Origin of the sequence: Sneathiella chinensis, assembly GCF_012720115.1 — a bacterium.
Lineage (GTDB): Bacteria > Pseudomonadota > Alphaproteobacteria > Sneathiellales > Sneathiellaceae > Sneathiella > Sneathiella chinensis.
In genome coordinates this window covers 735,191-757,023 of the sequence record NZ_VNWN01000004.1, presented here as the reverse complement: position 1 = coordinate 757,023, position 21,833 = coordinate 735,191, and the positions used below count along the sequence as shown (strand labels likewise).

Here is a 21,833-nt window from a genome sequence, read left to right as displayed (position 1 = left end):
AAGCCCGATCAATAGGATCGGGGCAGCTTCAATTCATGTTCCGCCAGATAGGAGAGGATCAAATTGGTCGAAATCGGTGCGATTTGATAGAGGCGAGTCTCGCGGTATTTCCGTTCCACATCGTATTCCTCGGCAAAACCGAAACCGCCATGGGACTGAAGACAGGCCTCGCCCGCCGCCCATGAAGCTTCCGATGCCAGCATCTTGGCCATATTGGCCTCGGCGCCGCACGGCTTTCCGTCATCATAAAGGCGATAGGCCTTTTCGACCATCAAACGGGCCGCTTCCATCTGGGCATAGGAACGGGCGATTGGGAACTGGACCCCCTGGTTCTGACCAATGGGCCGACCAAAGACCTTGCGGTCACGGACATAATTGGAAGCGGTTTCAATAAACCAGCGGGCATCGCCAATACATTCGGACGCGATCAGGATGCGTTCTGCATTCATGCCGGTCAGGATATATTTGAAGCCCATCCCTTCCTCACCGATCAGGCTGTCTGCCGGAATTCGGAGATTATCGAAGAACACTTCCGTGGTGCCGTGGTTGATCATGGTGCGGATCGGGCGAATGGTCATGCCATTACCAACCGCCTTTCGCATATCCACCAGAAAGACGGACAGCCCTTCGGAGCGTTTCTTGACCTGATCCTTCGGTGTGGTGCGGGCCAGCAGGATCATCAGGTCGGAATATTCCGCCCGCGATGTCCAGACTTTCTGGCCATTGATCACATATTCATCCCCGTCCCGAACGGCCATGGTGCTGATACTTGTGGTATCCGTGCCTGCCGTGGGTTCGGTCACACCGAAGGCCTGAAGGCGCAATTCCCCGGTGGCAATTTTCGGCAGGAAGGTCTTGCGCTGCGTTTCGTTGCCATGACGCAGCAGCGTTCCCATCGTATACATCTGCGCATGACAGGCCGCACCGTTACAACCGGCGGCATGAATCTCCTCCAGAATGGCGGAGGCCACAGACAGCGGCAAACCGGCCCCGCCATATTCCTCGGGAATGAGGGAGGACAGCAGCCCCGCCTCCGTCAATGCGGCGACGAATTCCGTCGGATAGGCCCGCTCACGGTCCTTTTCCTGCCAATAGGAACCCGGAAATTGAGCACACAGATTGCGAACGGTCTGCCTGATCTGCTCGATAATGTCCTTCTCATCCATCGATTTTCTCCAGTCCTAGAAACCGTTCATGGTGATAAAGGTGCCGAAGTCCTCGCGCTCGGACTGCAGTGTATTGATAATGGCGCTTTCATCTTCATAACCAAGAGCCATTCCGCAAAACGCCATTTCATTGTCCGGCAGATCCAGATGCTTGATCAGGGTTTGCGGCCAGCGGGCCCATGCTTCCTGCGGGCAGGTATGCAGGCCCTTTTCCCGTGCCAACAGCATGATATTCTGCATGAACATGCCCATATCGGCGAACTGGCCGATTTCCATCTGGCGATCGATGACAAAGAAAAGCCCAACAGGCGCGCCAAAAAATTCGAAATTCTTGGCCAACTGACGCAGCTTGCCCGGTGTATCCTCCCGCGGGACACCGATCAGTTCGTAAAGCTGTTGACCCACCACCCGGCGACGGGTCCGATAGGGTTCTGTCAGTTCCGGCGGATAGACATGATATTCCGGTTCTTCCTGAACATTGCTCATCAGCTTCTGGCGGACATCATCGACAAGGGCCTGAAGCGGCGCACCAGCGAGGACCTGTACTTTCCACGGCTGAAGGTTGCCACCGGACGGCGCCCATTTGGCGGTCTCCAGAATGTCACGGAGATCCTGCTCGGAAACGGGGCGGTCACTGAATTGACGGACGGATTTGCGACTCTTGATCGCTTCTGTAACTTTCAAGGGGAAACTCCTGCACAAGGGACCCCGCCCGAAACCAGTCCGGGCGGGGCGGAAGACTTCATTTATTTTACAACAGCATGGCCGTTGTTGAGAACCACGACATCCCGTTCTTTCACACGGCTGCGGAAAGAGACATCCTGCCCGTCCTTCCAGATTTCGGTCACAATGGTTTCTCCGGGATAGACCGGAGACGTAAACCGAAGCCGCAAGGACGCGAACCGGTCGGGGTTATAGCCACAGGCGTCCTTCAGGATCGCATGCCCAGCCGCGCCCAGCGTGGCAAGACCGTGCAGGATAGGTGCCTTGAAGCCCGCAGCCTCGGCCACACGCGGATCCGCATGCAGCGGGTTGAAGTCCCCGCTGAGGCGATAAATCAGTGCGGCCTGTGGCAGGGTCGGCAATTCTACCACGCTGTCCGGCTCCCGATCTGGAACCGCATGGGGCTTGGGAGCCTCGATCTTCGGCCCGCCGAAACCGCCATCCCCCCGTGCAAAGGTGGTGGAGGTCAGGGTGCAGAGAAGATCGCCGGTCGGCTTGTCATAGACTTTCCGCTCGGAGAAGATCAAAGCGCCCTTGCCTTCGCCCTTGTCGATGATTTCGGTAATCCGGTTTTCACCCACAACATGGCCGGCGGCCGGAAGCGGCTTGTGAATCTGGATGCCCTGCTCACCGTGCAGGATCTTCACCCAATCCACACCGAATTCCGGCTGCTTCAGGAAAAAGCCCGGATAGGCCAGAACAACCGCCATGGTTGGCAGGGCCAGTTGATCCTCTTCATAGGTGAAGCGGAGCTGATCCATATCCAGCGGGTCCATGGACACCCCGACGCCCAATGCGTAGAGGATGCTGTCCTTTGATGTGTAGTGCTGTTCAATCGGGTCAAACTTCCAGTTGACCAGCTTGTCATAATCAATCGCCATTGATCGCGCCCTCCCCGATTAGACCGGATCCCAGTTGAACACATCGCCGGAGCGTTCCAGCGGAACAAGGGAGGACTGAATGGCCGGGCCTACCCGTGCGGAGACGGTTTCCGGTGTCCAGCCTTCGGATGTCTGCAGGTTGCGGATCGGACGCGGCTGGCTCATCAGGCAGATTTCGTTGTTACGAACCACAAAAATCTGGCCGGTGATGTCGCTGGCCTGATCGCTGAGCAGATATACGGCGAGCGGAGCAATCTTTTCCGGGGTCATCTGCTGGATTTTCTTGACCCGTTCCCGTTCTGCATCTGTTGATTGAGGAATGGTGCCAATCAGGCGGGACCATGCGAACGGAGAGATACAGTTGGAACGCACGCCAAAACGGCTCATGTCCAGCGCGATGGAGCGGGACAGACCGGCGATCCCCAGCTTGGCCGCTGCATAGTTGGCCTGACCGAAGTTACCGATCAACCCGGATGTGGAGGTCATGTGAACCATGGAACCGCTGCTCTGTTCGCGGAAATACGGCGCGGCCGCCCGCGAGACGTTGAAGCTGCCTTTCAGGTGAACGGAGATCACGGAATCAAACTGTTCTTCGGTCATCTTGTGGAAGATCACGTCCCGAAGGATACCGGCGTTGTTCACAACACAGTCGATCCGGCCGAAGTTGGAGCGGGCATCCTCGATCATCTGTCCGGCATCGTCGGCATTGGCCACGTTACCAAAGTTGGCAATCGCCTCGCCGCCGGCATCGGTAATGGCCTTGACGACTTCAAGGGCCGGAATCTGGTCGGCACCGTCGCCCTGCTCGGTTCCGCCAAGGTCGTTCACAACAACCCGTGCACCGCGAGAGGCCGCCATGATGGCGATTGCCCGGCCAATTCCCCGGCCAGCGCCTGTTACAACGACGACTTTACCGTCAAGCATGTTCTGTTCAGACATTTCGTTTCCATTCTTGTTCTTGTTTCTTGTTTTATACGGCAGCCCCCTCCCGGTTTGGAAGGCTTGCCGAATTCCCGGCACGATAACAAGTCATGCCCTGACAAAATAGTTCGCTAGCTTACTATTTTGCAAGTATTAGTTTTCCCCTGCCCCGCCAGACCGGCGGAAACCCGCAAAAAAGGTCTGCACAAAGGACCGCTGGCGGTCAGTATCCGCGCTTCCGGTCAACGGTTTCCGGCAGGGTTCCATCTTGCCGGAACGCCCCAATATTGCAGGCAACAATCCGCGACGCGGTTTCCCGGTCGGTCGGGGCCGAGATATGGGGCAGCACGGTCACCCCTGGATGATCCCAGAACGGATGATCCGCAGGCAATGGTTCCTGTTCGAAAACATCCAGCACCGCATGATCAAGCCTCCCCTGATCCAGCGCTGCCAACAGGTCATCTGCGTTCACAACCGCCCCCCGGCCAAAATTGATAAAGCCGCTTCCCTTCCTGAAGCGACCAAGAACAGCCTGATCGATAAGGCCGCGCGTCTCGGGTGTCAGGGGCAGCAGGCAGACGACGATATCCGAGCGTGACACCAGATGATGAAGCCCGCCCGCGCCGGACAAGGTTTCCACCCCCGGCAAGGATTTCGGGCTTCGCGACCAGCCAATAACATTGAAGCACGCGCCCTTGAGACTTTCTGCCGCCTGCTTGCCCAGATTGCCAACTCCGAGAATGCCAACCGTTTTATCCGATGGTTTCAGATAGGTCCGTTCCTGCCAGACCCTGCTTTTCTGCTGCCGCGCATAGGCCGGCATATCCCGGTGCAGATAAAGGGTCCAGGCCAGTACGGCTTCTGCCATGGTGCGGGCCAGTTCCGGGTCCACCAGACGGACAATCTGAAACGGACGATCGGCAAGTTCCGCCAGCATCCGCTCCACCCCGGCCCAGACACTCTGTATCCATTCAAGATTGGGCAGGGTTGCAAGATCCGCCGGGTTCGGGTTGGCAACAATGGCAATCCGGGCCGCATCCCGCTGGGCTTCGTCCAGCGATGCCAGGGGAACGATCTGTTCTTCCGGCAGGGCGGCGGACAGGGCGGACAGCCACAAACGCTCCTCCTCCGGGGAGACCTGACCGACAAAGGGAATGGGGGTATGCATGGCCTTGATCCTGTTACTCTACCGTTGTTTATTCTACAGCGCCCTGCCCTGTGCGATGGCACAAGACCTCACTGTTATTCGGGTATCAGGGATATGGTAGCCACCCGGCCATGGGAATTTCAAATACTTTCCGTATCACCGCCCAACCCCGGAAAGGCCTGTCCCCGGAATTCGATACGGTTGTCTCTCAGCTTGTATACCTGCTGTTCACCAAAGCCGCGCAGAACCCGGCTGCCATCCGGTTCCACCAGAAACTCGTTCTGAATGGCTTTATAGACCGGCTCGCTCATGGTGATTTCCATGGATTCGGAACAGTCCTGAAGGCGGGACGCCAGATTTACCGCCGGCCCGAAAATGTCATAGACATATTTCTGTATCCCAACGACCGACCCCACCACCGAGCCGGAGGCAATCCCGATCCGGCACAGCCAGGTATTGGGGTGCCCTTCATTGCGCCGTTTCAGGTAGCGGACAAACCGGATGGCCGTATTGGCGATGGCCATGGCATGATCGGGGGTCGGTTCCGGCATCCCGGCCACCGTGATATAGGCATCCCCGATCGTCTTGATCCGTTCACATCCGAACTGTTCGCCGATCCGATCAAAGGCGCTGTAGATATCGTTCAGTTCACTGACCGTTACACTGGGATCGGTCGAGACCGCCATTTCCGTGAAGCCCACAAAATCGAGCATCAATACCGTTACCGGATCATACAGGGTGGGTGTCACCACACCGAAGGTCTTGTATTCCTCATAGACCGAGCGGGGCATCATGTTCAGGAGCAGTTTTTCAACCTGCTCTTTCTCTCGTTTCAGTTCGCGGGTGTTGCGCTCCACCATCTTGGAATAGCTGTCGATCATGGATTCCATTTCCCGAATGCGGGAGATGTTCTGGCAGACCATGACAAACAGGGGATGATCATTTTCCATGGCGGAACTGAAATCCGCCGCGAAAATCATGGTTCGGCGCTTTTTCTTGAAGCTAAACTCAATGGTGTAGTTGCCGGTTTCCGCAATCTGGCTTTTCATGACCTCCACATCCAGTTGCGGTAGTAAGTCTTCAAGGGTGGGTTGGGAACTGTCCGGGGAAAACCAGTCCTGAAACGTATCGTTCTGGAACTTGAAGGTCAGGTCTGCGGCATCCAGCAGGGCGATCCCGACCCCGATGGCCCGTAGAAGCTGTTCATTGATTGCGGCAATGGACATGGCCTATTCCACGATCAGTTTGCGGCGGATTTCAAGAGCGGCGGCAACCACCTCCACATCCCCCTCGGTAAAGCCGTGATCCAGCAATGTCTGGCACAGGACGGCCTTCATCTCGTCAAAATGGGTGTCCCGAATATTCAGACCCGCATGAATCTGCTTCAGTTGCTCGTCCGTATAGGAAGACGGCCCGCCCAGAAGAGAGGCGATGAACTTGGTCTGGTGATCCACCAGACGCCCCATATCCACATCATCAAAGAACGGGCCCACATCGTCACTGTCCAGCAGGGTGTCATAAAAGCTGAGGACAACCCTGCTGACAGAAGAAAAACCGCCATATTTTTCGAACAATGTTCGTTGAACCATTCTGTAAGGTTCCCGGTTGGTGCATGAAATTGATGATCAAAACACAATGGGTGCAGTCAACCATTAAGATTAGGGCGGTCCTTTCACAAAAGAAGGCCTTAAAAATGTTCCTGTCAGGCGCGGGACGCCTCATGCGCCTCTACCAGCCGCTGAAGAACCGGTGCGTAATAGTCAAAATCCGGTGTTTTCTTGTTTTTCATCTTGGCCGCATCATCCCAGTATCGAACCTGCAGGATCAGGTCGAGGTTCGGCAGTTTCGCGAAGGCCGCCGCCTCGTCCTCGGACATGGGGCCGCCCTGCAAGCGGAGGGTCTGGACCGATGCCTCTGACAACTGGTTGAAATAGTCAGGATTGACGGCGCAAAGATACCGTTTCGCTGCCACATGGTGACGAATACAGTCGGTCACCGCCGCCGGAAAGAAAGCGGCCAACAAATCAGCCCCCGCCTGTTCATGGAAATTATCCTGCCCCGCCGCGATGGCATCTGCCGGAAACTCGCTGGTATAATGACCGATGTCATGCAGCAAGGCGGCGGCAATGGCCTCATCCGACGCCCCCAGTTTTTCCGCAAGCTGGGCGGCCTGAAGCATATGCTCCGACATGGTGACCTGCTCCCCCAGATAGGAATCCGCACCGCGCCGTTTGAAAATATCCCCGATGAACGGGACGATTGTTTCTGCGTTCAGGGCGGGTTTTGATGTGGCTGTGATTGTCATGACCGGCCCCCCGCAGCGGCGAGTTTCATACCCTCGCCTGCTTCACCGGCGGCCTGTTCGGCCTCGATCACCGTCAAGGTGGACAGCAACCCGTCCTTATCCGCATAGCATCCCTGGAACCAGCGAGATCCGGTGCTGGAATAACTGTTTCGGGCATGAAGGACGCGGGTATTGTCCACAATAAAGCATTCTCCCGGCTCCAGCTTAAAGGAAACGGCCATGGCCGGATCATCCACCAGTTCCGAAAAGCGGCGATAGGCTTCGTAATATAGCCCCATTTCCTCAAACGGGATATCCACCAGCGGTGCGCAGGACCGGTTGTTAAAGCGAATGGCCTGTAACGTGCCGTCCGGCGTACCCTCGATCATGGGCCGGCGGGCCTGCAGACAAACCTTCGTTGAACCGGCATATTTGAAACGGGCCGGATAGCGGGTCAAGACATGGAAGAATTCGGGGCTTTCTTCTTTCAGGCGCTCGGCCACCCGGAAACCGTCGATGACCACACTGTCCCCGCCCTCAACCGTATTTTCCAGACAATAGAGGACCTGAAGTGTCGGGACCGGATCGCGGTACGGGTTGTCCGTATGCCCCTGCAATCCCAGTCCGGTGAAGGCCAGATTGCTGGGATTGACCTCGGTGCGAACCTCGAACCATTTACCGTAGTTGGTTTCCCGGACAAACCCGAACAGGTCCACAAGCTCCATCAACGCACCGGAGCGAACCGGGCAACCGGTCACCTTGGCAATGCCGAACCGCCGGACCGCCGCCAACCAGTCGCCCAGCGCCGCCCGATCGTTGCAAAGGGCGGTGTAGTCGCTGACAACAAGATCACCCGCAAACCCCTGATCCCAGGTTTTCGCCCCTTCCGGCAGAAAATCGCGGCGTTGCCCCTGAACCAGATCATAGCGGTGCCGGTTCAGCCAACTGATCGGGAAGGAAACGGTTTTATCCTCGGGCTGGAAAGTCACAACCAACTGGTCCCCCGAAATCTCGGCCTGCCCGATGATGGTCTCTTTCGGGATATCCCCAAGGGTGACCAGACGCTGACCGTTGGCCGGGTCGATGGTTTCCGGCTCCGGCGCGTTGTCCCGCAACCAGATTGCATGAAAACGGGCGGTCTGCCCCCCTTGGGCACGAAGGGCGATGGCAGTACCGGCGTGGATGATTTCTGCTGCGTAAGTCATGACTTTCCAAGTCCTGTAAAAAATAACCTGTTCGCTTTCTACGGCGGCCGAGGCATACTCACAAACAATGCTTTTTTGACCTTAGGGGCGAATTTTCTTATGAGTGAACAGAAGCTGACCCAACTGCCCTCCATGGAATGGCTTAAATCCTTTGAGGCCGCAGGCCGGCATGGAAACTTCACCGCAGCGGGACGGGAAATCGGGCTGACGCAGGCCTCTATCAGCCAGCATATCCACGCCCTTGAGAACCGGCTTGGCGTCCCGCTTTTCCGCCGCTTGCCAAGGGGCGTCGAACTGACCCCGGACGGCGAGGCCTATCTTGGTCTGGTCAGCAATGCGCTGGCCATGATCCGGCGCGGCACAACCGACCTGTTCGGGCGCACCCGGCGCAAGGTCTCCATCATGGCCCCGGCGTCGGTGTCCTCGTTGTGGGTGGCGGGGCGGCTGAAACCCTTCGCGGCACTTTGCCCGGAGGTGGAGCTGTCCCTGTCATCGATCCACCGACAGGTCGATTATTCCGTGGTCAAAAGCGATTATGAAATCCGTTTCGGGGATGGGAACTGGCCAGACCGTGACGGGGTCCAGCTTTATCAGGAGGTACTGGTTCCCGTGGCGCTGCCTGCCCTGCTGAAAGGCGTAGGAGACTGGCGGGAATTGCCCGTGCTGTCGGTCACCGGTTCACGGGATGGCTGGCGCGAATGGGCGGAAATCAGTGGTACCCTGCCGCAAAAATCACCGGCCTTTCGCTTTGACAGTTTTATCGCCGCCCTCAACGCCTGCCTGTCCGGGGCCGGGGTTCTGCTGGGGTCCCTGCCCCTTGTCCGCCCCCTGCTGGAAGACGGCCGGCTTGCCATCGCGGAACAGGCGCAACTGACCATGACCGCCGGTTCGTGGCTGACATGGCCGGCGAAGCGACCACAGGACCGCATTCACGAAGCGCTGATTACGGTCCTATGTGACCCGGATGTTCGGGGTTAAACTGACTTGACCAGCGAATGAATTGCCGAGGAGGCCACCACCTTGCGCTCATTGGCGTAGGCTTCGTGGTTCTTCTCGATATCCTTCAGGCTGTAGTAATAGTTGGCTAACACCCCGGCAGACTGCCGGATCCCGTTATCGGACGTATCGCCCAGCCAGTTGATCCGCTCCAGCCGTGCACCATTGCCAAGGTGAAAGCGTGATACCGGGTCCAGTGGCCGATCTCGGGACTTTTCATTGACCAGATAATGGGCCACCAGATGTTCCAGCGGCTCCTTGACCGAAGCGGCCTTTTCCTCGTCCCGGAACCAGCCGTCTTCCTGCAGCAGCTTGCGAACCTTTGTCGCCTTGCCCGCCGACAGTTTCCCAACCGCCCCGCGGGTCCCGGCGAACCACTTCATGAAGCCCGGAATGGGCGACAGGGTGGAGAAATGTTTCAGGTTTGGAAATTCAACGGTCAGTTCCGCCACCACCTGCTTGATCAGGAAATTGCCGAAACTGATTCCCTTCAATCCTTCCTGACAGTTGCTGATGGAATAGAAAATCGCCGTATCGGTCTTCATGGGGTCCAGCTTGGTCCGCTCCTTGTGCAGCAAGGGCTGAACAGAAGACGACAGTCCCTTGACCAGCGCCACCTCGACGAAAATCAGCGGCTCGTCCGGCAGGGCCGGATGGAAGAAGGCAAAACAGCGCCGATCGTCATCCAAGCGGCGACGCAAATCTTCCCACCCGTCGATTTCATGCACCGCCTCATATTCAATGAGCTTTTCAAGAATATTGGCGGGCGTGCGCCAGTTGATCTGCTCCAGTTCCAGAAAGCCGCGATTGAACCAGCTGCTCAGCAAATGCCGGATATCCTGATCCACCTTCACCAGATCAGGGTGATCACGCAGAACGGAGACCAAAAATTTCCGCATATCCACAATGGCCGCAGTTCCCCCCGGTGCAAAGTTGATCCGCCGCATCAATTCCTGACGCGGGGATTCCAGCACCGCCGACAACCGGGACAGGCTCGTGTCCGATGGCTCCTTCTGATAGGCGGCGACGGCCTTCGCAATCTCGCCGTCATCAACCGAGAAATCCTCGGCAAGAAACTTCAGATAGGCCAGTTTTTCCGCATCCGCCAATCCTTTCCAACTCTCGACCACTTCGCGGGCAAGGGCCATTCCCGACGCTTCCCCCTTCTGGGTCATCAGATCACGGCACAGCCCCTCGATGGTCTGGTTGCGAGGCTTGTTGTTGCCCCGATCCAGCAGGTCCCGGCCCGCATCTGCGATTGAGTTGAACAATTGTGATACGAATGTCTGTCTCATGAAGTTCCTATCCCATAACCAGTGTTGGCAACCATGTCGCGATTTCCGGAAAAACACACAGGACCACACTTCCAGAAACCACGCAGGGCATGGATGGAAGCGCCCCCTTCAAGATCGTCGGAAGAGAGATATTCCGGTGCAATCCCGTTCATTCCGTAAAGGTTCAATCCCGGCGGCGGCGTCATCCCCCCTCTTTCCCTATGTATGGTCAGGAAGACGACGAACCAATAGGGATCGACCCCGGCATTGGTAATAATGGGTAACAAAATTGGCGACGTCATGACAATGACGCCCCCCGGCGGCAGAAAAAGCCGGGATCAACAAAAAAGGCCGTTCATCCCCATTACAAGCCCCCTCAAAGAGTTCAGGAGGCGGCCATGCCTTCCCTGCGTTGCATTGACCCAAATACCGATACTTTTATTCCTGAAATTGTATGTGAAACGAGTTTTCTTGTATACAAGAATTAATTACACGCACACAGGAAAGGTGATATACTGCCCCTGTTCAATCAAGGGAGGGACTTTTGACAACATCGCGTGCCAGCGAACTTGTGCCGGTTCTTGAACAGGAAATCGTGACCGGCGAATTGAAACCCGGCACGCGCCTCGACGAAACCCTTCTTGCCGAACGCTTCGGGGTGTCCCGCACCCCCGTCCGTGAGGCCCTGACCCATCTGGCCGCTGCCGGTCTGGTGGTGATCCGCCCCCGGCGCGGGGCCATCGTCGCCACGATCAGCATCCGCGACCTGATGAACATGTTCGAGGTCATGGCCAATCTTGAAGGCGTCTGCGCCCGGTTGGCGGCCCGCCGCATCACCCCCGAAGAACGCCCGGCCCTGAAAGCCGCCTTTGAGGCCTGCGACGCATTGGTCGGAACAGATCGATACGATGACTATTATGAAGGGAACCTGACCCTTCACAACCTGATCTATCAGGCCAGTCACAACGCGTATCTTGAAAAACAAACGCGGGAACTTCGGCGCCGCCTGTCCCCGCACCGCCGGTTGCAGGTCCGCATTCCCGGCCGCCTGATCAAGTCATCCGAGGAACACGGCGCCATCGTTCGGGCCATTCTGGACGGCAATTCCGATCTGGCTGAACGCTTGACCCGCGACCATGTCACCATTCAGGGAGAACGGTTTACCGACTTCCTTTCCACCCTTCCGCCCCATTATGTTCAGGCATCGGCCTGAGCGCAGCCAACACAAGACGATAATAGACAATGACAAACGAGAATCTTTACTGCCTGTTTGAAAGCAAGTTCCCCGCCAACCGGTCCGCCGCCGCATTCGAATTGCCGGATGGCACGGCCTATGATTTTGAGGCGCTTGTCCAAACCAGCGGCCGGTTTGCCAACCTTCTGGTTGCCACGGGCGCCAAGCCGGGCGACCGGGTTGCGGTTCAGGTCCATAAAACCGTTGAGGCGGTTTTTCTGTATCTGGCCTGCCTCAGGGCCGGGCTGGTCTATCTGCCCCTGAACACGGCCTATAAATCGGCGGAACTGGATTATTTCCTGAACGATGCGACCCCGGCCGTGGTGGTATGCGACCCGGCGGACGAAGCCTCGGTGCAGACCATTGCCACGGGGGCCGGTGTCGCCCGTGTCTTTACGCTGGATAACCGCGGCAAGGGCACCCTGACCGAGGAAGCCGCCAGCCAGTCACCAGACTTCACGACCGTCATTCGCGCATCGGATGATCTTGCGGCCATTCTCTATACTTCCGGCACCACCGGTCGTTCCAAGGGCGCCATGCTGACCCACAACAATCTGGCCAGCAATGCCCAATCACTGGTGACCGCATGGGCCTTCAATGAACAGGATGTGCTGCTACATGCGCTGCCCATTTTCCATGTTCACGGCTTGTTTGTCGCCCTGCACTGCGCCTTCCTGAAAGGCAACAAGGTGATTTTCCTCGACAAGTTTGACCCGGACACCGTTATCGAGAACCTGCCCCGCGCCACGGTTTTCATGGGCGTTCCCACCTTTTACGTGCGGCTTCTTGGTAATCCGGCCTTTGGTGCCGAGGCATGCCGGAACATGCGCCTGTTCACGGCAGGTTCCGCCCCCCTGCTGGAGGAAACCTTCAAGGAATTCACCGCCCGGACTGGCCATGTCATTCTGGAACGGTATGGCATGTCCGAGGCGGGCATGATTACCTCCAACCCCTATGATGGGGAGCGGATTGCCGGATCAGTTGGGATGCCACTGGACAATGATGTGCGGATTGCCGATGAAGACGGTACCCTTGTGGCCGACGGCGAAATTGGCATTCTTGAAATCAAGGGCCCCAATGTGTTCAAGGGATACTGGCAGATGCCCGAGAAAACCGCCGCCGAGTTCCGGCCGGACGGGTATTTCATTACCGGCGACATGACGGTCAAGGACCCCAACGGATATTACCGGATTGTCGGCCGCGCCAAGGACCTGATCATTTCCGGCGGGTATAATGTTTACCCCAAGGAAATCGAAAGCTATCTGGATGAAATGCCGGGCGTTCTTGAAAGCGCTGTTGTGGGACGCCCCCACCCGGATTTCGGCGAGGCGGTCGTCGCCTTTGTGGTGCCGGATAACAGCATACCGGTGGACGCGGACAGCGTTATTGCCTTTGTGAAGGACAAGCTGGCCAACTTCAAGGTCCCGAAAGAAGTGTTTGTGATCAAGGAACTGCCCCGCAACACCATGGGCAAGGTCCAGAAAAATGAATTGAGGAAAATGGCCGAAGCCTCGGCCTGACCAAAAACCGGCGCCTCTCTCTGAGGCGCCGTCCCCGCCACCGGGAAATCAGCCTTCCTGACGCTTCAGATAGGCGTTGACCTTGGCCCGGTTGCCGCAGGTGGACATGGAACACCAGCGACGGCGTCCGTTCCGGGAATTGTTAATAAAGAACAGCTCGCAATGGTCACTGGCGCATTGGCGCACGCGGCTGCCATCCTCTGACGCCAGAAATTCGGCGATATCCTTGATAATCGGATACATAAGCTGCTCCGGCCCATCATCGGCCAGGCGCGTGGAAAGTTCCATGCCGCCCTCTGCCGGGGTCAGGGACAGATAGGTCCGGAACCCCTCCAGCTTTTCGTTCAGTTCCCCCACAAAGGTCGGGTCCATGGGCCAGCCACTGGACATCTGCCCCAACACCGCAATAAAGCGGGAGCGGATACTGCGAAGATCGGCCATCACCGCCGCACAGCGGTCAGGGTTCTGAAACTGATACATGTGATAGGTGGAGGCTTCTTCCTCATGCAGGTGGCCCATGGACTTGAGGAAGGTCAGAAGCTCTTCCAGACGTTCCAACCCCTCGCCATCCTTGCCAAACCGGCGGGACGAATTCGCAAAGTCAATCGCGGTCCGCCCTCCTACCGTGTAGAACCCCTCAACATTCACCACACCTGCCTTGGCCAGAGCATTCAGCTTCGCCACGTCTCTCTCCGTTATTCACCTGATCCGGGCGCCCCTGACGTTCGCCTTTGATTGTCGCCCTGCAATCTGCAACAATTCGAATGCAGGAACCAGCCCTAAAACGCGCCCTATTCCTTTTTTTATAAAAAAACCGGTTTAATCGCTTTTCAAGGTTCACTACCGGTCAGCATGAAGGCTGTTTCTGGCGAAAAAATGACGCCCCAAAACAATTCCTGAATTCAGCCATGAAAACACCCCCTGAAACCGGCGCTTCAGGGGGTTCTTTCAAGCCCGGGTCCGGGTCTGCAGGTTATTCAGCCGGGGCCCAGTATTTCATGGCGTTCATTTTAAGCTGGCGCTTCTGCTCGTCAGAGGCTTTCCACTGGAAGCCGAACGCGGCGCCTTCCCATGATCCATACATGGGATTGGCAATGGTGATCCACTTGCTGCTCCAGTTTTCCTGATAGCGGGCCAGAATCGCGTTCCGTTCTGCCAGATCCGCGTTCTTTATATCCACAAAGTCGCCCAGATTGTCCCCCAGCAGCAGCAACACCCGGTAATCCTTGGCCACATGGGCCCGGCGGGTACTCTTTTCCGATCCCCAGTCCTCTTTCTCGCCGCGCAGCAGAACCGTATCCACCTTGTCATTCACATAATACCCGTAGTCCTTGAGGTTCTTGCGGGTCCCTTCTTCGCCCGGAGCCTTTCGGTTGGAGACATAGAAAATCTCCACGCCTTTTGAGCGGGCATAGTCAATAAACTCTTTCGAACCGGCGATGGGGGTGGAAACCGCATCATCCACAAACGGCATCCAGGTCTTGGAACTGTAGTTGGTCCGGGCCTTGATCAGCCATGCCTCGTAAACAGAGTTATCCAGAACGGTCTCGTCCACATCCAGAATGACCGCTGGCGGCTTGCCCTGATAATCCCCGTCCTGTTCCAGTGCCGCCGTCCATGATTTGTCTGCCAGCGCCCGGTCCAGCATCACCTCGGCCAGTTTGTAGGCGGCCATGGAATTGGCCTTGAACTCCACGGATGTCTGCATCCAGAGCGTTGCATTGAGAAGGTCGCTTTCCGCTGTCATCATGCCCGTACTGTCGGCATGGGCCATGGTACCGGAAACAGTCAGCCCTGCCAGAACAACACCGGCTGCTGAATTACGGACAATTTTTTGAAGTTTCATTGCTCTCGCTCTCCCCTGAGTAGAATGATCCGGTCGCGGCCTTTCAGATAACCTGCTCCCAAACCGCACCGGGTCCGATCATGTTGGAATAAAACCCCTATATTACCAAATGTTTTTTTAACGGCCCGAAACAGCGAAAAAACAAAAACGCACCCGGAGAGGCCCCCGGATGCGCAACGTCAGGATGAATTCTGTCAGGCTGTTCCCTTTGGTCTTCGGGCCTTTGCCCCGGACCGAACGCGGCGAACGGCCCTAGCGGCGGGCCGTCATGGTTTTGCCGGAAGACGCAACAAGCACAAGCGCGCCCGTCTCGTTGATATAGGCATTTTGCACATCCCCGAGAATCTTGAGGAAGGCGGCTTCCTGATTTGAAAGGGCCGGCAAACAGGCCATCATGGTAGTGGCGGTCGCCCCCAGCGTCATGCGGCTGCCTTCCTGTTTGAAGGTCGTGGAATAACTGTTGCAACTGGCCCGGCCGGACAGGCGTCCGTCTTCCCCGAACATCAAGGTAGCCCGGGAATTGTCGATCACCCCGGCAGAGGCAATATCCTCAACCACCCATTCGCCGCCGCCAAGCGGTCCGGTCGCAACCTTGGCGCAGCTTGCCCCGGCCTTGTTGCCGGTGGTCAGGGTGGCGGTATCGCCCTTGCTCCAGAATTCCACCTCGCCATCAGCGGCCGGCCCGACGAACCGCGCACCGGAAGCACTGATTTCCTGCGACAAAAGGTATTTCCCGCCGCGCATCACCAATTCCAGTTTGTCGCCCTGCATCCGGGTATCCACAAGGGCACCGTCACAGCGGTAGGACTGGAACCCCTCCCCGCCTGCGGCCGCGCTACCATCCCGCACCACGGACCGCTTCAGCATAACCATGCCAGCATCGAGTTTGCCCGCTTCTGATGGGACAGCCAGAACCTTTTCACCGACCCACTGGACCCGCCCGTGGGCGTCTTCGATCCGGGCCTTGACCCGATAGCCAGAGACGGCCTGCCCCTGCTCTGTCGTCAGATCAAGGGAAAACGGAAAGGGAACCTGACGGCCCTCTGTCGAAAATGCGTTTGAGGCCACCTCTGCCTCGGACCCATCCGGGGAGATCGCGTATAGCGACACACCCACACGGCTTGACGGCGCAAGGGCTATCCGTTCCCGATAGGCAACCTCGCCGGTCACCTGACTGATCGCCAGCACGGCCCCCGGTTTTTCGCCCTGATCCGTCCCCGCCGGGGTACAGCCGACAACAACAGCAGCAGTCAATAATGTGGCAAGCAATCCGTTCCGGTTTACCATGAACCTTTATTCCTTAGTCTGAAAAGCCGGATGGCACTGCGGCGCAGGCCCCGGCAAGAGAAATGAGCCTCTTTCATCCGTCAGAAAGATGGTGTTTTTATGACAGCACAAGACGGAAAACGCCCGCAGCCCTTGTCAGGCAGCAGGCTTCAGGTGTCAGGTGACAGGTGACACGCTTCAGGAGGAGGTCAGTTTCAGGCCCGCAATCCCGGCAACGATCAAACCGATGCAGAACAGCCGCGGGAAGGACACCAGTTCCTGAAACAGGAAAATGCCCAGAATGGCGGTTCCCACCGCACCGATCCCGGTCCAGATCGCATAGGCCGTCCCGATAGGCAGGGTTTTAAGAGAGACACTGAGGAAAAAGAAGCTGATCCCCATGGCGGCAATGGTTCCCACACTGGGCCAGAGACGGGAAAACCCATCGGTATATTTCAGGCCGATTGCCCAAACCACTTCGAAGATCCCTGCAAGAAACAGTAACTTCCACGCCATTTTCATTCCTTTCCACAGAGCCATGCCCAGCCCGATAAAAATACCATCCGTATCGGAAGACAGTATAAAAACTGCCGCATCGAAAAGGACCGGCCCCAGCCGGTCCCGCCTGAAGCCGGAATTCAGGCTGTAGTTAGCACCGATCAGGGGGAATTCCAAGACCATAAGCCTGTGTCTTCCATCACAGGCCGTGTTCAATTCAGGGTCTTTTCAACCGCACGCATTTTCGGGGCAATATCGTCAAGGAAAACGGACTTTTTCAGCCCTTTGACCTGTGCACTTTGACTTGCAGACAAAATACAATATTTATCTAATTGAGTATTTTATTTACATTCGAAAGTAACTCATACACACTCTTAAATACATCAGTCGCTTCTCATGTATTCGTGATTAGGTCGAAAGCCACAGCAAGTGCCGGAATAGCGGGAGATATTCCACGCTTGTCTTGTTCGTCATATCAATGGGAGAAAAACATGACATTCAAAGGGCTAGGCAGCAAGCTGGCAACAGCCGCTGTTGCATGCGGTCTGACCGTCGCGGCAGCGACCGGTGCGTCTGCAGAAGACAAACGGATCAACTGGAAAATGGCAAGCTGGTTCCCCAGTTCCCTCACCCAGCTTGGGACGCTTGGCAAGAACATGACCGTAAAACTGGAACGGGTTTCAGGCGGCAATATCCGCATCAAGTTTTTTGAACCCAACGCGCTTATTCCCGCCAAGGAATGTTTTGACGCTGTTGGTCAGGGGTCTGTGGACGCCTGCTGGTCCACCCCCGGATACTGGTACGGCAAGGAACCGGCCATGGCCATGTTCGCCGCCGTTCCCTTCGGCCCCAGCGCCGGTGAATATATGGGCTGGATTTATTACGGAGGCGGCATCCAGCTTTGGGACGAACTTTACGCCAAGCATGGCCTGAAATCCGTCCCCTGCGGTATTATCGCGCCGGAAGCCTCTGGCTGGTTCCGCAACGAAATCAAAACCATCGAGGATATGCAGGGCCTGAAAATGCGGTTCTTCGGGCTGGGTGCCAAGGTGATGGAGAAAATCGGGGTTTCCACCCAGTTGATCGCGGGCGGCGATATCTTCCCGGCATTGGAGCGCGGCTCCATCGATGCGACCGAATATTCCATGCCGGCCATTGATCTCAATCTCGGTTTTTATCAGATCGCCAAGCACTATTATTTCCCCGGCTGGCATCAGCAATCGACCATTTTCGAGGTGCTATTCAATCTTGAAAAATGGAATGCCCTCAGCGACACGCAGCGGGCCCAGATCGAAATCACCTGCGGCGACAGTTTCCGTGAAGGATTGGCGGAAGGTGAAGCCATTCAGGCCAAGGCCCTGATCGAACTGAAATCAAAGGGTGTTCAAATTCACCGCTGGCCACAGGAAATTCTGGATACGTTGGAAGAAAAGTGGAACGAGGTGGCCGCCGAGGACGCCGCCCGGGATGCCAACTTCAAGCGGGTCTGGGAATCCTATAGTGCCTTTCGGAAAGACTACGCCGTCTGGAAGGAACTCGGTTACCTGAACTGAGCCATTCGGGGATGGGATTTCCCGTCCCCGCACCGGTCCCGGAATGCCGGTCCTGTCACCATATGGACCGGCATCTCAAACTCTTTGTGCAGGGTAACGGAGTATAACCGATGCTATTTCTGGCTAAACTTGAAGCCTTTCTGGACAGGCTTGTCACCTTCGCCGGAAAGGTCGGCGCCTGGGTCACAATCCCCCTGATCATCATCATCATCTTCGACGTGGTCACACGACGCTTTCTGGTTCTCGGGTCCACCAAGCTGCAGGAAGGGGAATGGCATCTTCACGCCATCATCTTCCTGCTCTGTATCGGGTTCGCCTATACAAAGGACGCCCATGTGCGGATTGACCTTCTTCGCGAACGGTTTTCAGAGCGGACCCGCAACTGGATTGAATTTATCGGCTGTCTGGTTGCCCTGATCCCCTACTGCCTGATCATTCTCTACTTTTCCACCGATTTCATCGAACGGTCGTGGTCGGTCAATGAAATGTCCGATTCCGCCACCGGTCTGCCCTATCGCTGGGCAATCAAAAGCTTCCTGCCCATCGGTTTCTTTTTCATGCTGCTGGCCGGGATTGTGATCACCCTTCGAAAATTCATTGAACTGTTCGGCCCGCCCGACCTGAAAGACCGCATGGCACGGGAAGAAACGGCCGAAGCCGTGCCTCCGTTAAAAGATATCGATTTCAACAGTGACAATAGCGGGCGGGGGAAATCATGAACTTTTATATCGAGGATTACCTGCCCGCCTTCATGTTTGTGGCTCTGGCCATTTTTCTGTTCAGCGGCTATCCGGTCGGCTTCGTCCTTGGTGGCATTGGCCTCGCCTTCGGATTTATCGGTATTTATTTCGATGTCTTTTCCCAGATCGAGTTTTTCAATCTGGTACTAAGGATATGGGGGATTGCCGACAACCTGGTTCTGGTAGCCATTCCCATGTTCATCTTCATGGGCACCATGCTGGAACGCAGCGGTGTCGCGACGGACCTTCTGCATTGCCTGCAGGTCCTGTTCCGGCGCACCCCCGGCGGTCTGGCCCTGTCTGTCACCCTGATGGGAACCATCATGGCGGCGACCACCGGGATCATCGGCGCCTCCGTCGTCATGATCTCGCTGATGGCCCTGCCCATGATGCTGGAACGGAAATACAATATGGAACTGGCCACCGGGACGATTGCCTCCTCCGGCACCCTTGGCATCCTGATCCCGCCCAGCATCATGCTGGTCATCATGGCCGATCTACTCAGCCGCTCGGTGGGCACCCTGTTTGTGGCCGCGGTCCTGCCCGGATTGCTGCTGGCCAGCCTTTATTTCATCTATATCTTCACGCTCTGCAAGTTGAAGCCGGAACTGGCGCCGCCGCTCCCCGAAGCCCTTGGCCCGGACACCTTCAAGGACCTGATGAAGCTGCTCTGGAAGGGGTTCATTCCGCCTGTTTTCCTGATTTTCATGGTCCTTGGGTCCATCGTTGCCGGGTGGGCCACCCCGACCGAAGCGGCGGGTGTTGGTGCCTTCGGAGCCATTTTGTTGGCGATCTACAACAGGAAACTGTCCTTCGCCGTGCTGCGGGATGTTATTGAGCGAACCGCCCTTACCAACGGGATGCTGTTTTTCATCTTTATCGGTGCAACGGCCTTTTCCTATGTGTTTCGATCCCTTGGCGGGGAAGAACTGATCACCGACTTTATCTTCCAGTTCGGGTTTGGCCCGTGGGGCATCCTGCTGGTCCTGATGATTGTGGTGTTCTTTCTGGGCTTCTTCTTCGACTGGATCGAAATAACCCTGATCGTGCTGCCCGTCTTCGCCCCGATCATCACCAGCCTTGATTTCGGGGATCATGTGGCAAAGATGGATGTGGTTTACTGGTTCGCGATCCTGATGGCCGTCAACCTGCAAACCTCTTTCCTGACACCGCCGTTCGGGTTTGCCCTGTTCTATATGAAGGGGGTCGCCCCGCCCGAGGTCAAGATCAACCAGATCTATCGCGGCATCATCCCCTTTGTGCTGCTGCAGCTTGTGGGACTTGGGATGGTCATGGCCTTTCCCGCCATCGCCATGTGGCTGCCGGGAAAACTTCTGAACTGACGGAAAATGCACCGACTGCCTGCCCGCTTCCGAACCGGAGCGGTCAGGCAGGCCTTCAACACTCCTACAGGAAGCTGATCACGCCCAGAATGAACAGGGCAATAAAGACGGTTTCCGACACCACCAGAATAACAATCGGCCATCCCACCTTGGCCACATCCTTCAGCGATGTCTTCATCCCCAGTCCGGCAATCGCCGTCACCAGACAGGCGCGGGAAATATCGGTCAGGTGATCCGTTGCCACGGTCGGCAGAAAGCCGAAACTGTTCAGGATCACAAAGCCGATGAAGACCACAAGAAACAGCGGCGGCAGAAGCCCCTTTTTGGAGCCGCCATTGTCCTGCGCGTTTCTGGCGCTGTACAGCAGGGAAAAGACCAGCACCACAGGAACAAGGGCCGTCACCCGCAGCAATTTCACCACGGTACTGATATCCCCGGTCTCGTCGGAAATGCTGTATCCCGCGCCGACCACCTGCGCCACATCATGAATGGTACCGCCCAGGAAAATCCCGCTATCAACGGTCGACATCCCCAGTTCCTGCGTGATCAGGGGATAGATCACCATGGCCACCGTACTGAGGGTGGTCACCGCAACAACCGTGACAATGGTATTATTCTCGGAATGTTTGTTTTTGGGCATCACCGCCGACAGGGCCAACGCAGCAGAGGCCCCGCAAATGGCCACCGCCCCGCCGGACAGCAACCCTTGCGCCCGCTTCAGGCCCAACATGTGCGCGGCAACCCAGCCAAACAGGATGGTCGCGGCAATGGCCAGCAGAACCCCCATGATGGTATACCCGCCAAGCCCGGCGATCTGGTCAATGGTGATGCGAACCCCCAGCAGGGCTACACCAATGCGCAGGATCGATTTCGAGGCCAGCTCAATTCCCTTAACACATTGCCCTTCCTGAGACAGGAAATGAAACGCCATGCCCAGCAACAGGGCAAACAGCATAACCGGGCCACCGTAATGGTCACTCAGGAATGTGGATGCCATGGCAATGGTCAGGCACACAAGGACGCCCGGAAAGACGGATTTCAACCAGTCGGCAAAGGCTGCCACCGGTTTGGCGGAGTTTTCTTCCATATCGGGCATCCCTCCCACAAGATACCTAAATTGTTTTAAGTCAAACAGAACATCTAACTATCACAAGTGCCGATCCATCCGCAACGCCGGCCTCTCTCTTCTTGGTGAAGAACCATCGCCGCGACGATCTTCTGTTCCCGCGCATAATT

21 protein-coding genes and 1 pseudogene are annotated in these 21,833 nt (G+C 56.8%); 6 read left to right on the top strand and 16 right to left on the bottom strand.

Annotated elements, in window-relative coordinates; genetic code table 11:
• Window positions 1–8: 8 nt before the first annotated feature.
• The 9 genes from FQB27_RS10085 to tmpA form a co-directional block, all read right to left on the bottom strand.
• Entirely contained in the window at window positions 9–1,166 is a 1,158-nt protein-coding gene (locus tag FQB27_RS10085) for an acyl-CoA dehydrogenase family protein (protein WP_169560887.1), read from the bottom strand.
• Window positions 1,167–1,181: 15 nt separating this feature from the next.
• Window positions 1,182–1,850, bottom strand: coding sequence for a nitroreductase (locus FQB27_RS10080; protein ID WP_169560886.1), 669 nt, complete (start codon window positions 1,848–1,850; stop codon window positions 1,182–1,184).
• 62 nt (window positions 1,851–1,912) lie between these two features.
• Window positions 1,913–2,770 (bottom strand): MaoC/PaaZ C-terminal domain-containing protein, encoded by an 858-nt coding sequence (locus tag FQB27_RS10075; RefSeq protein ID WP_169560885.1) that lies wholly within the window; start codon window positions 2,768–2,770, stop codon window positions 1,913–1,915.
• A gap of 18 nt (window positions 2,771–2,788) precedes the next feature.
• Window positions 2,789–3,694 (bottom strand): SDR family oxidoreductase, encoded by a 906-nt coding sequence (locus tag FQB27_RS10070; protein ID WP_169560928.1) that lies wholly within the window; start codon window positions 3,692–3,694, stop codon window positions 2,789–2,791.
• A 220-nt stretch (window positions 3,695–3,914) separates the two neighbouring features.
• The gene (locus tag FQB27_RS10065; protein ID WP_169560884.1) at window positions 3,915–4,859 is read right to left on the bottom strand and encodes a 2-hydroxyacid dehydrogenase; all 945 of its coding nucleotides are present in this window, start codon (window positions 4,857–4,859) and stop codon (window positions 3,915–3,917) included.
• Between the two features lie 119 nt (window positions 4,860–4,978).
• Window positions 4,979–6,064 carry an adenylate/guanylate cyclase domain-containing protein gene (locus FQB27_RS10060; RefSeq protein ID WP_169560883.1) on the bottom strand — a complete coding sequence of 362 codons (1,086 nt, stop codon included), beginning with the start codon at window positions 6,062–6,064 and terminating at the stop codon, window positions 4,979–4,981.
• 3 nt (window positions 6,065–6,067) lie between these two features.
• On the bottom strand, window positions 6,068–6,427 hold the full coding sequence (locus FQB27_RS10055) for a group I truncated hemoglobin (protein WP_169560882.1): 360 nt from the start codon (window positions 6,425–6,427) through the stop codon (window positions 6,068–6,070).
• Between the two features lie 113 nt (window positions 6,428–6,540).
• Entirely contained in the window at window positions 6,541–7,143 is a 603-nt protein-coding gene (locus tag FQB27_RS10050; RefSeq protein WP_169560881.1) for an HD domain-containing protein, read from the bottom strand.
• Entirely contained in the window at window positions 7,140–8,327 is a 1,188-nt protein-coding gene (gene tmpA, locus FQB27_RS10045; protein ID WP_169560880.1) for a 2-trimethylaminoethylphosphonate dioxygenase, read from the bottom strand. The genes FQB27_RS10050 and tmpA overlap by 4 nt, the downstream gene beginning before the upstream one ends.
• A 99-nt stretch (window positions 8,328–8,426) precedes the next feature.
• Here tmpA and FQB27_RS10040 point away from each other — a divergent pair, with 99 nt between their 5' ends.
• Window positions 8,427–9,305 carry a LysR family transcriptional regulator gene (locus FQB27_RS10040; RefSeq protein ID WP_169560879.1) on the top strand — a complete coding sequence of 293 codons (879 nt, stop codon included), beginning with the start codon at window positions 8,427–8,429 and terminating at the stop codon, window positions 9,303–9,305.
• Here FQB27_RS10040 and FQB27_RS10035 read toward each other — a convergent pair.
• Entirely contained in the window at window positions 9,302–10,618 is a 1,317-nt protein-coding gene (locus tag FQB27_RS10035) for a malonyl-CoA decarboxylase (protein ID WP_169560878.1), read from the bottom strand. The two genes, FQB27_RS10040 and FQB27_RS10035, sit on opposite strands and share 4 nt — an antisense overlap.
• Before the next feature lie 7 nt (window positions 10,619–10,625).
• Window positions 10,626–10,926 (bottom strand): annotated as a pseudogene (locus tag FQB27_RS10030) (TRAP transporter large permease subunit); the annotation flags it as partial.
• A 215-nt stretch (window positions 10,927–11,141) separates the two neighbouring features.
• Between FQB27_RS10030 and FQB27_RS10025 the strand changes: the two are divergent.
• Entirely contained in the window at window positions 11,142–11,810 is a 669-nt protein-coding gene (locus FQB27_RS10025; protein ID WP_169560877.1) for a GntR family transcriptional regulator, read from the top strand.
• Window positions 11,811–11,839: 29 nt separating this feature from the next.
• Window positions 11,840–13,351 carry a malonate--CoA ligase gene (locus FQB27_RS10020; protein WP_169560876.1) on the top strand — a complete coding sequence of 504 codons (1,512 nt, stop codon included), beginning with the start codon at window positions 11,840–11,842 and terminating at the stop codon, window positions 13,349–13,351.
• Between the two features lie 48 nt (window positions 13,352–13,399).
• Here the strand turns inward: FQB27_RS10020 and FQB27_RS10015 are convergent, their stop codons facing one another.
• The 4 genes from FQB27_RS10015 to sugE all read right to left on the bottom strand — a co-directional run bounded on the left by FQB27_RS10015 (window position 13,400) and on the right by sugE (window position 16,979).
• A complete protein-coding gene (locus FQB27_RS10015; protein ID WP_169560875.1) occupies window positions 13,400–14,035 on the bottom strand; it encodes a CGNR zinc finger domain-containing protein in 636 nt (211 codons plus the stop codon).
• A gap of 289 nt (window positions 14,036–14,324) precedes the next feature.
• Window positions 14,325–15,197, bottom strand: a complete 873-nt coding sequence (locus FQB27_RS10010; protein ID WP_169560874.1) for a 5'-nucleotidase, lipoprotein e(P4) family — start codon at window positions 15,195–15,197, stop codon at window positions 14,325–14,327.
• A gap of 252 nt (window positions 15,198–15,449) precedes the next feature.
• Window positions 15,450–16,484, bottom strand: coding sequence for an META domain-containing protein (locus FQB27_RS10005; protein ID WP_169560873.1), 1,035 nt, complete (start codon window positions 16,482–16,484; stop codon window positions 15,450–15,452).
• A 177-nt stretch (window positions 16,485–16,661) separates the two neighbouring features.
• Window positions 16,662–16,979 carry a quaternary ammonium compound efflux SMR transporter SugE gene (gene sugE, locus FQB27_RS10000; RefSeq protein WP_169560927.1) on the bottom strand — a complete coding sequence of 106 codons (318 nt, stop codon included), beginning with the start codon at window positions 16,977–16,979 and terminating at the stop codon, window positions 16,662–16,664.
• A gap of 473 nt (window positions 16,980–17,452) precedes the next feature.
• Here sugE and FQB27_RS09995 point away from each other — a divergent pair, with 473 nt between their 5' ends.
• The 3 genes from FQB27_RS09995 (at window position 17,453) to FQB27_RS09985 (ending at window position 20,597) form a co-directional block, all read left to right on the top strand.
• A complete protein-coding gene (locus FQB27_RS09995) occupies window positions 17,453–18,514 on the top strand; it encodes a TRAP transporter substrate-binding protein (protein ID WP_169560872.1) in 1,062 nt (353 codons plus the stop codon).
• 110 nt (window positions 18,515–18,624) lie between these two features.
• Window positions 18,625–19,233, top strand: a complete 609-nt coding sequence (locus tag FQB27_RS09990; RefSeq protein WP_169560871.1) for a TRAP transporter small permease subunit — start codon at window positions 18,625–18,627, stop codon at window positions 19,231–19,233.
• Window positions 19,230–20,597, top strand: coding sequence for a TRAP transporter large permease (locus FQB27_RS09985; RefSeq protein ID WP_169560870.1), 1,368 nt, complete (start codon window positions 19,230–19,232; stop codon window positions 20,595–20,597). Before FQB27_RS09990 ends, FQB27_RS09985 begins: the two co-directional genes overlap by 4 nt.
• 64 nt (window positions 20,598–20,661) lie before the next feature.
• Here FQB27_RS09985 and FQB27_RS09980 read toward each other — a convergent pair whose 3' ends face one another.
• Window positions 20,662–21,684: a YeiH family protein gene (locus tag FQB27_RS09980; RefSeq protein WP_169560869.1), complete on the bottom strand. Its 1,023-nt coding sequence runs from the start codon at window positions 21,682–21,684 to the stop codon at window positions 20,662–20,664.
• Between the last annotated feature and the right edge of the window lie 149 nt (window positions 21,685–21,833).

What these genes read in the sequence shown, in the direction of transcription:
- FQB27_RS10075 (WP_169560885.1), bottom strand. Translation starts at nt 2,770, where the DNA reads ATGGCGATTGATTATGACAAGCTGGTCAACTGGAAGTTTGACCCGATT.
- FQB27_RS09990 (WP_169560871.1), top strand. Translation starts at nt 18,625, where the DNA reads ATGCTATTTCTGGCTAAACTTGAAGCCTTTCTGGACAGGCTTGTCACC.
- FQB27_RS10055 (WP_169560882.1), bottom strand. Translation starts at nt 6,427, where the DNA reads ATGGTTCAACGAACATTGTTCGAAAAATATGGCGGTTTTTCTTCTGTC.
- FQB27_RS10050 (WP_169560881.1), bottom strand. Translation starts at nt 7,143, where the DNA reads ATGACAATCACAGCCACATCAAAACCCGCCCTGAACGCAGAAACAATC.
- FQB27_RS10035 (WP_169560878.1), bottom strand. Translation starts at nt 10,618, where the DNA reads ATGAGACAGACATTCGTATCACAATTGTTCAACTCAATCGCAGATGCG.
- FQB27_RS09985 (WP_169560870.1), top strand. Translation starts at nt 19,230, where the DNA reads ATGAACTTTTATATCGAGGATTACCTGCCCGCCTTCATGTTTGTGGCT.
- sugE (WP_169560927.1), bottom strand. Translation starts at nt 16,979, where the DNA reads ATGGCGTGGAAGTTACTGTTTCTTGCAGGGATCTTCGAAGTGGTTTGG.
- FQB27_RS10010 (WP_169560874.1), bottom strand. Translation starts at nt 15,197, where the DNA reads ATGAAACTTCAAAAAATTGTCCGTAATTCAGCAGCCGGTGTTGTTCTG.
- tmpA (WP_169560880.1), bottom strand. Translation starts at nt 8,327, where the DNA reads ATGACTTACGCAGCAGAAATCATCCACGCCGGTACTGCCATCGCCCTT.
- FQB27_RS10070 (WP_169560928.1), bottom strand. Translation starts at nt 3,694, where the DNA reads ATGCTTGACGGTAAAGTCGTCGTTGTAACAGGCGCTGGCCGGGGAATT.
- FQB27_RS09980 (WP_169560869.1), bottom strand. Translation starts at nt 21,684, where the DNA reads ATGGAAGAAAACTCCGCCAAACCGGTGGCAGCCTTTGCCGACTGGTTG.
- FQB27_RS10020 (WP_169560876.1), top strand. Translation starts at nt 11,840, where the DNA reads ATGACAAACGAGAATCTTTACTGCCTGTTTGAAAGCAAGTTCCCCGCC.
- FQB27_RS10065 (WP_169560884.1), bottom strand. Translation starts at nt 4,859, where the DNA reads ATGCATACCCCCATTCCCTTTGTCGGTCAGGTCTCCCCGGAGGAGGAG.
- FQB27_RS10005 (WP_169560873.1), bottom strand. Translation starts at nt 16,484, where the DNA reads ATGGTAAACCGGAACGGATTGCTTGCCACATTATTGACTGCTGCTGTT.
- FQB27_RS09995 (WP_169560872.1), top strand. Translation starts at nt 17,453, where the DNA reads ATGACATTCAAAGGGCTAGGCAGCAAGCTGGCAACAGCCGCTGTTGCA.
- FQB27_RS10085 (WP_169560887.1), bottom strand. Translation starts at nt 1,166, where the DNA reads ATGGATGAGAAGGACATTATCGAGCAGATCAGGCAGACCGTTCGCAAT.
- FQB27_RS10060 (WP_169560883.1), bottom strand. Translation starts at nt 6,064, where the DNA reads ATGTCCATTGCCGCAATCAATGAACAGCTTCTACGGGCCATCGGGGTC.
- FQB27_RS10040 (WP_169560879.1), top strand. Translation starts at nt 8,427, where the DNA reads ATGAGTGAACAGAAGCTGACCCAACTGCCCTCCATGGAATGGCTTAAA.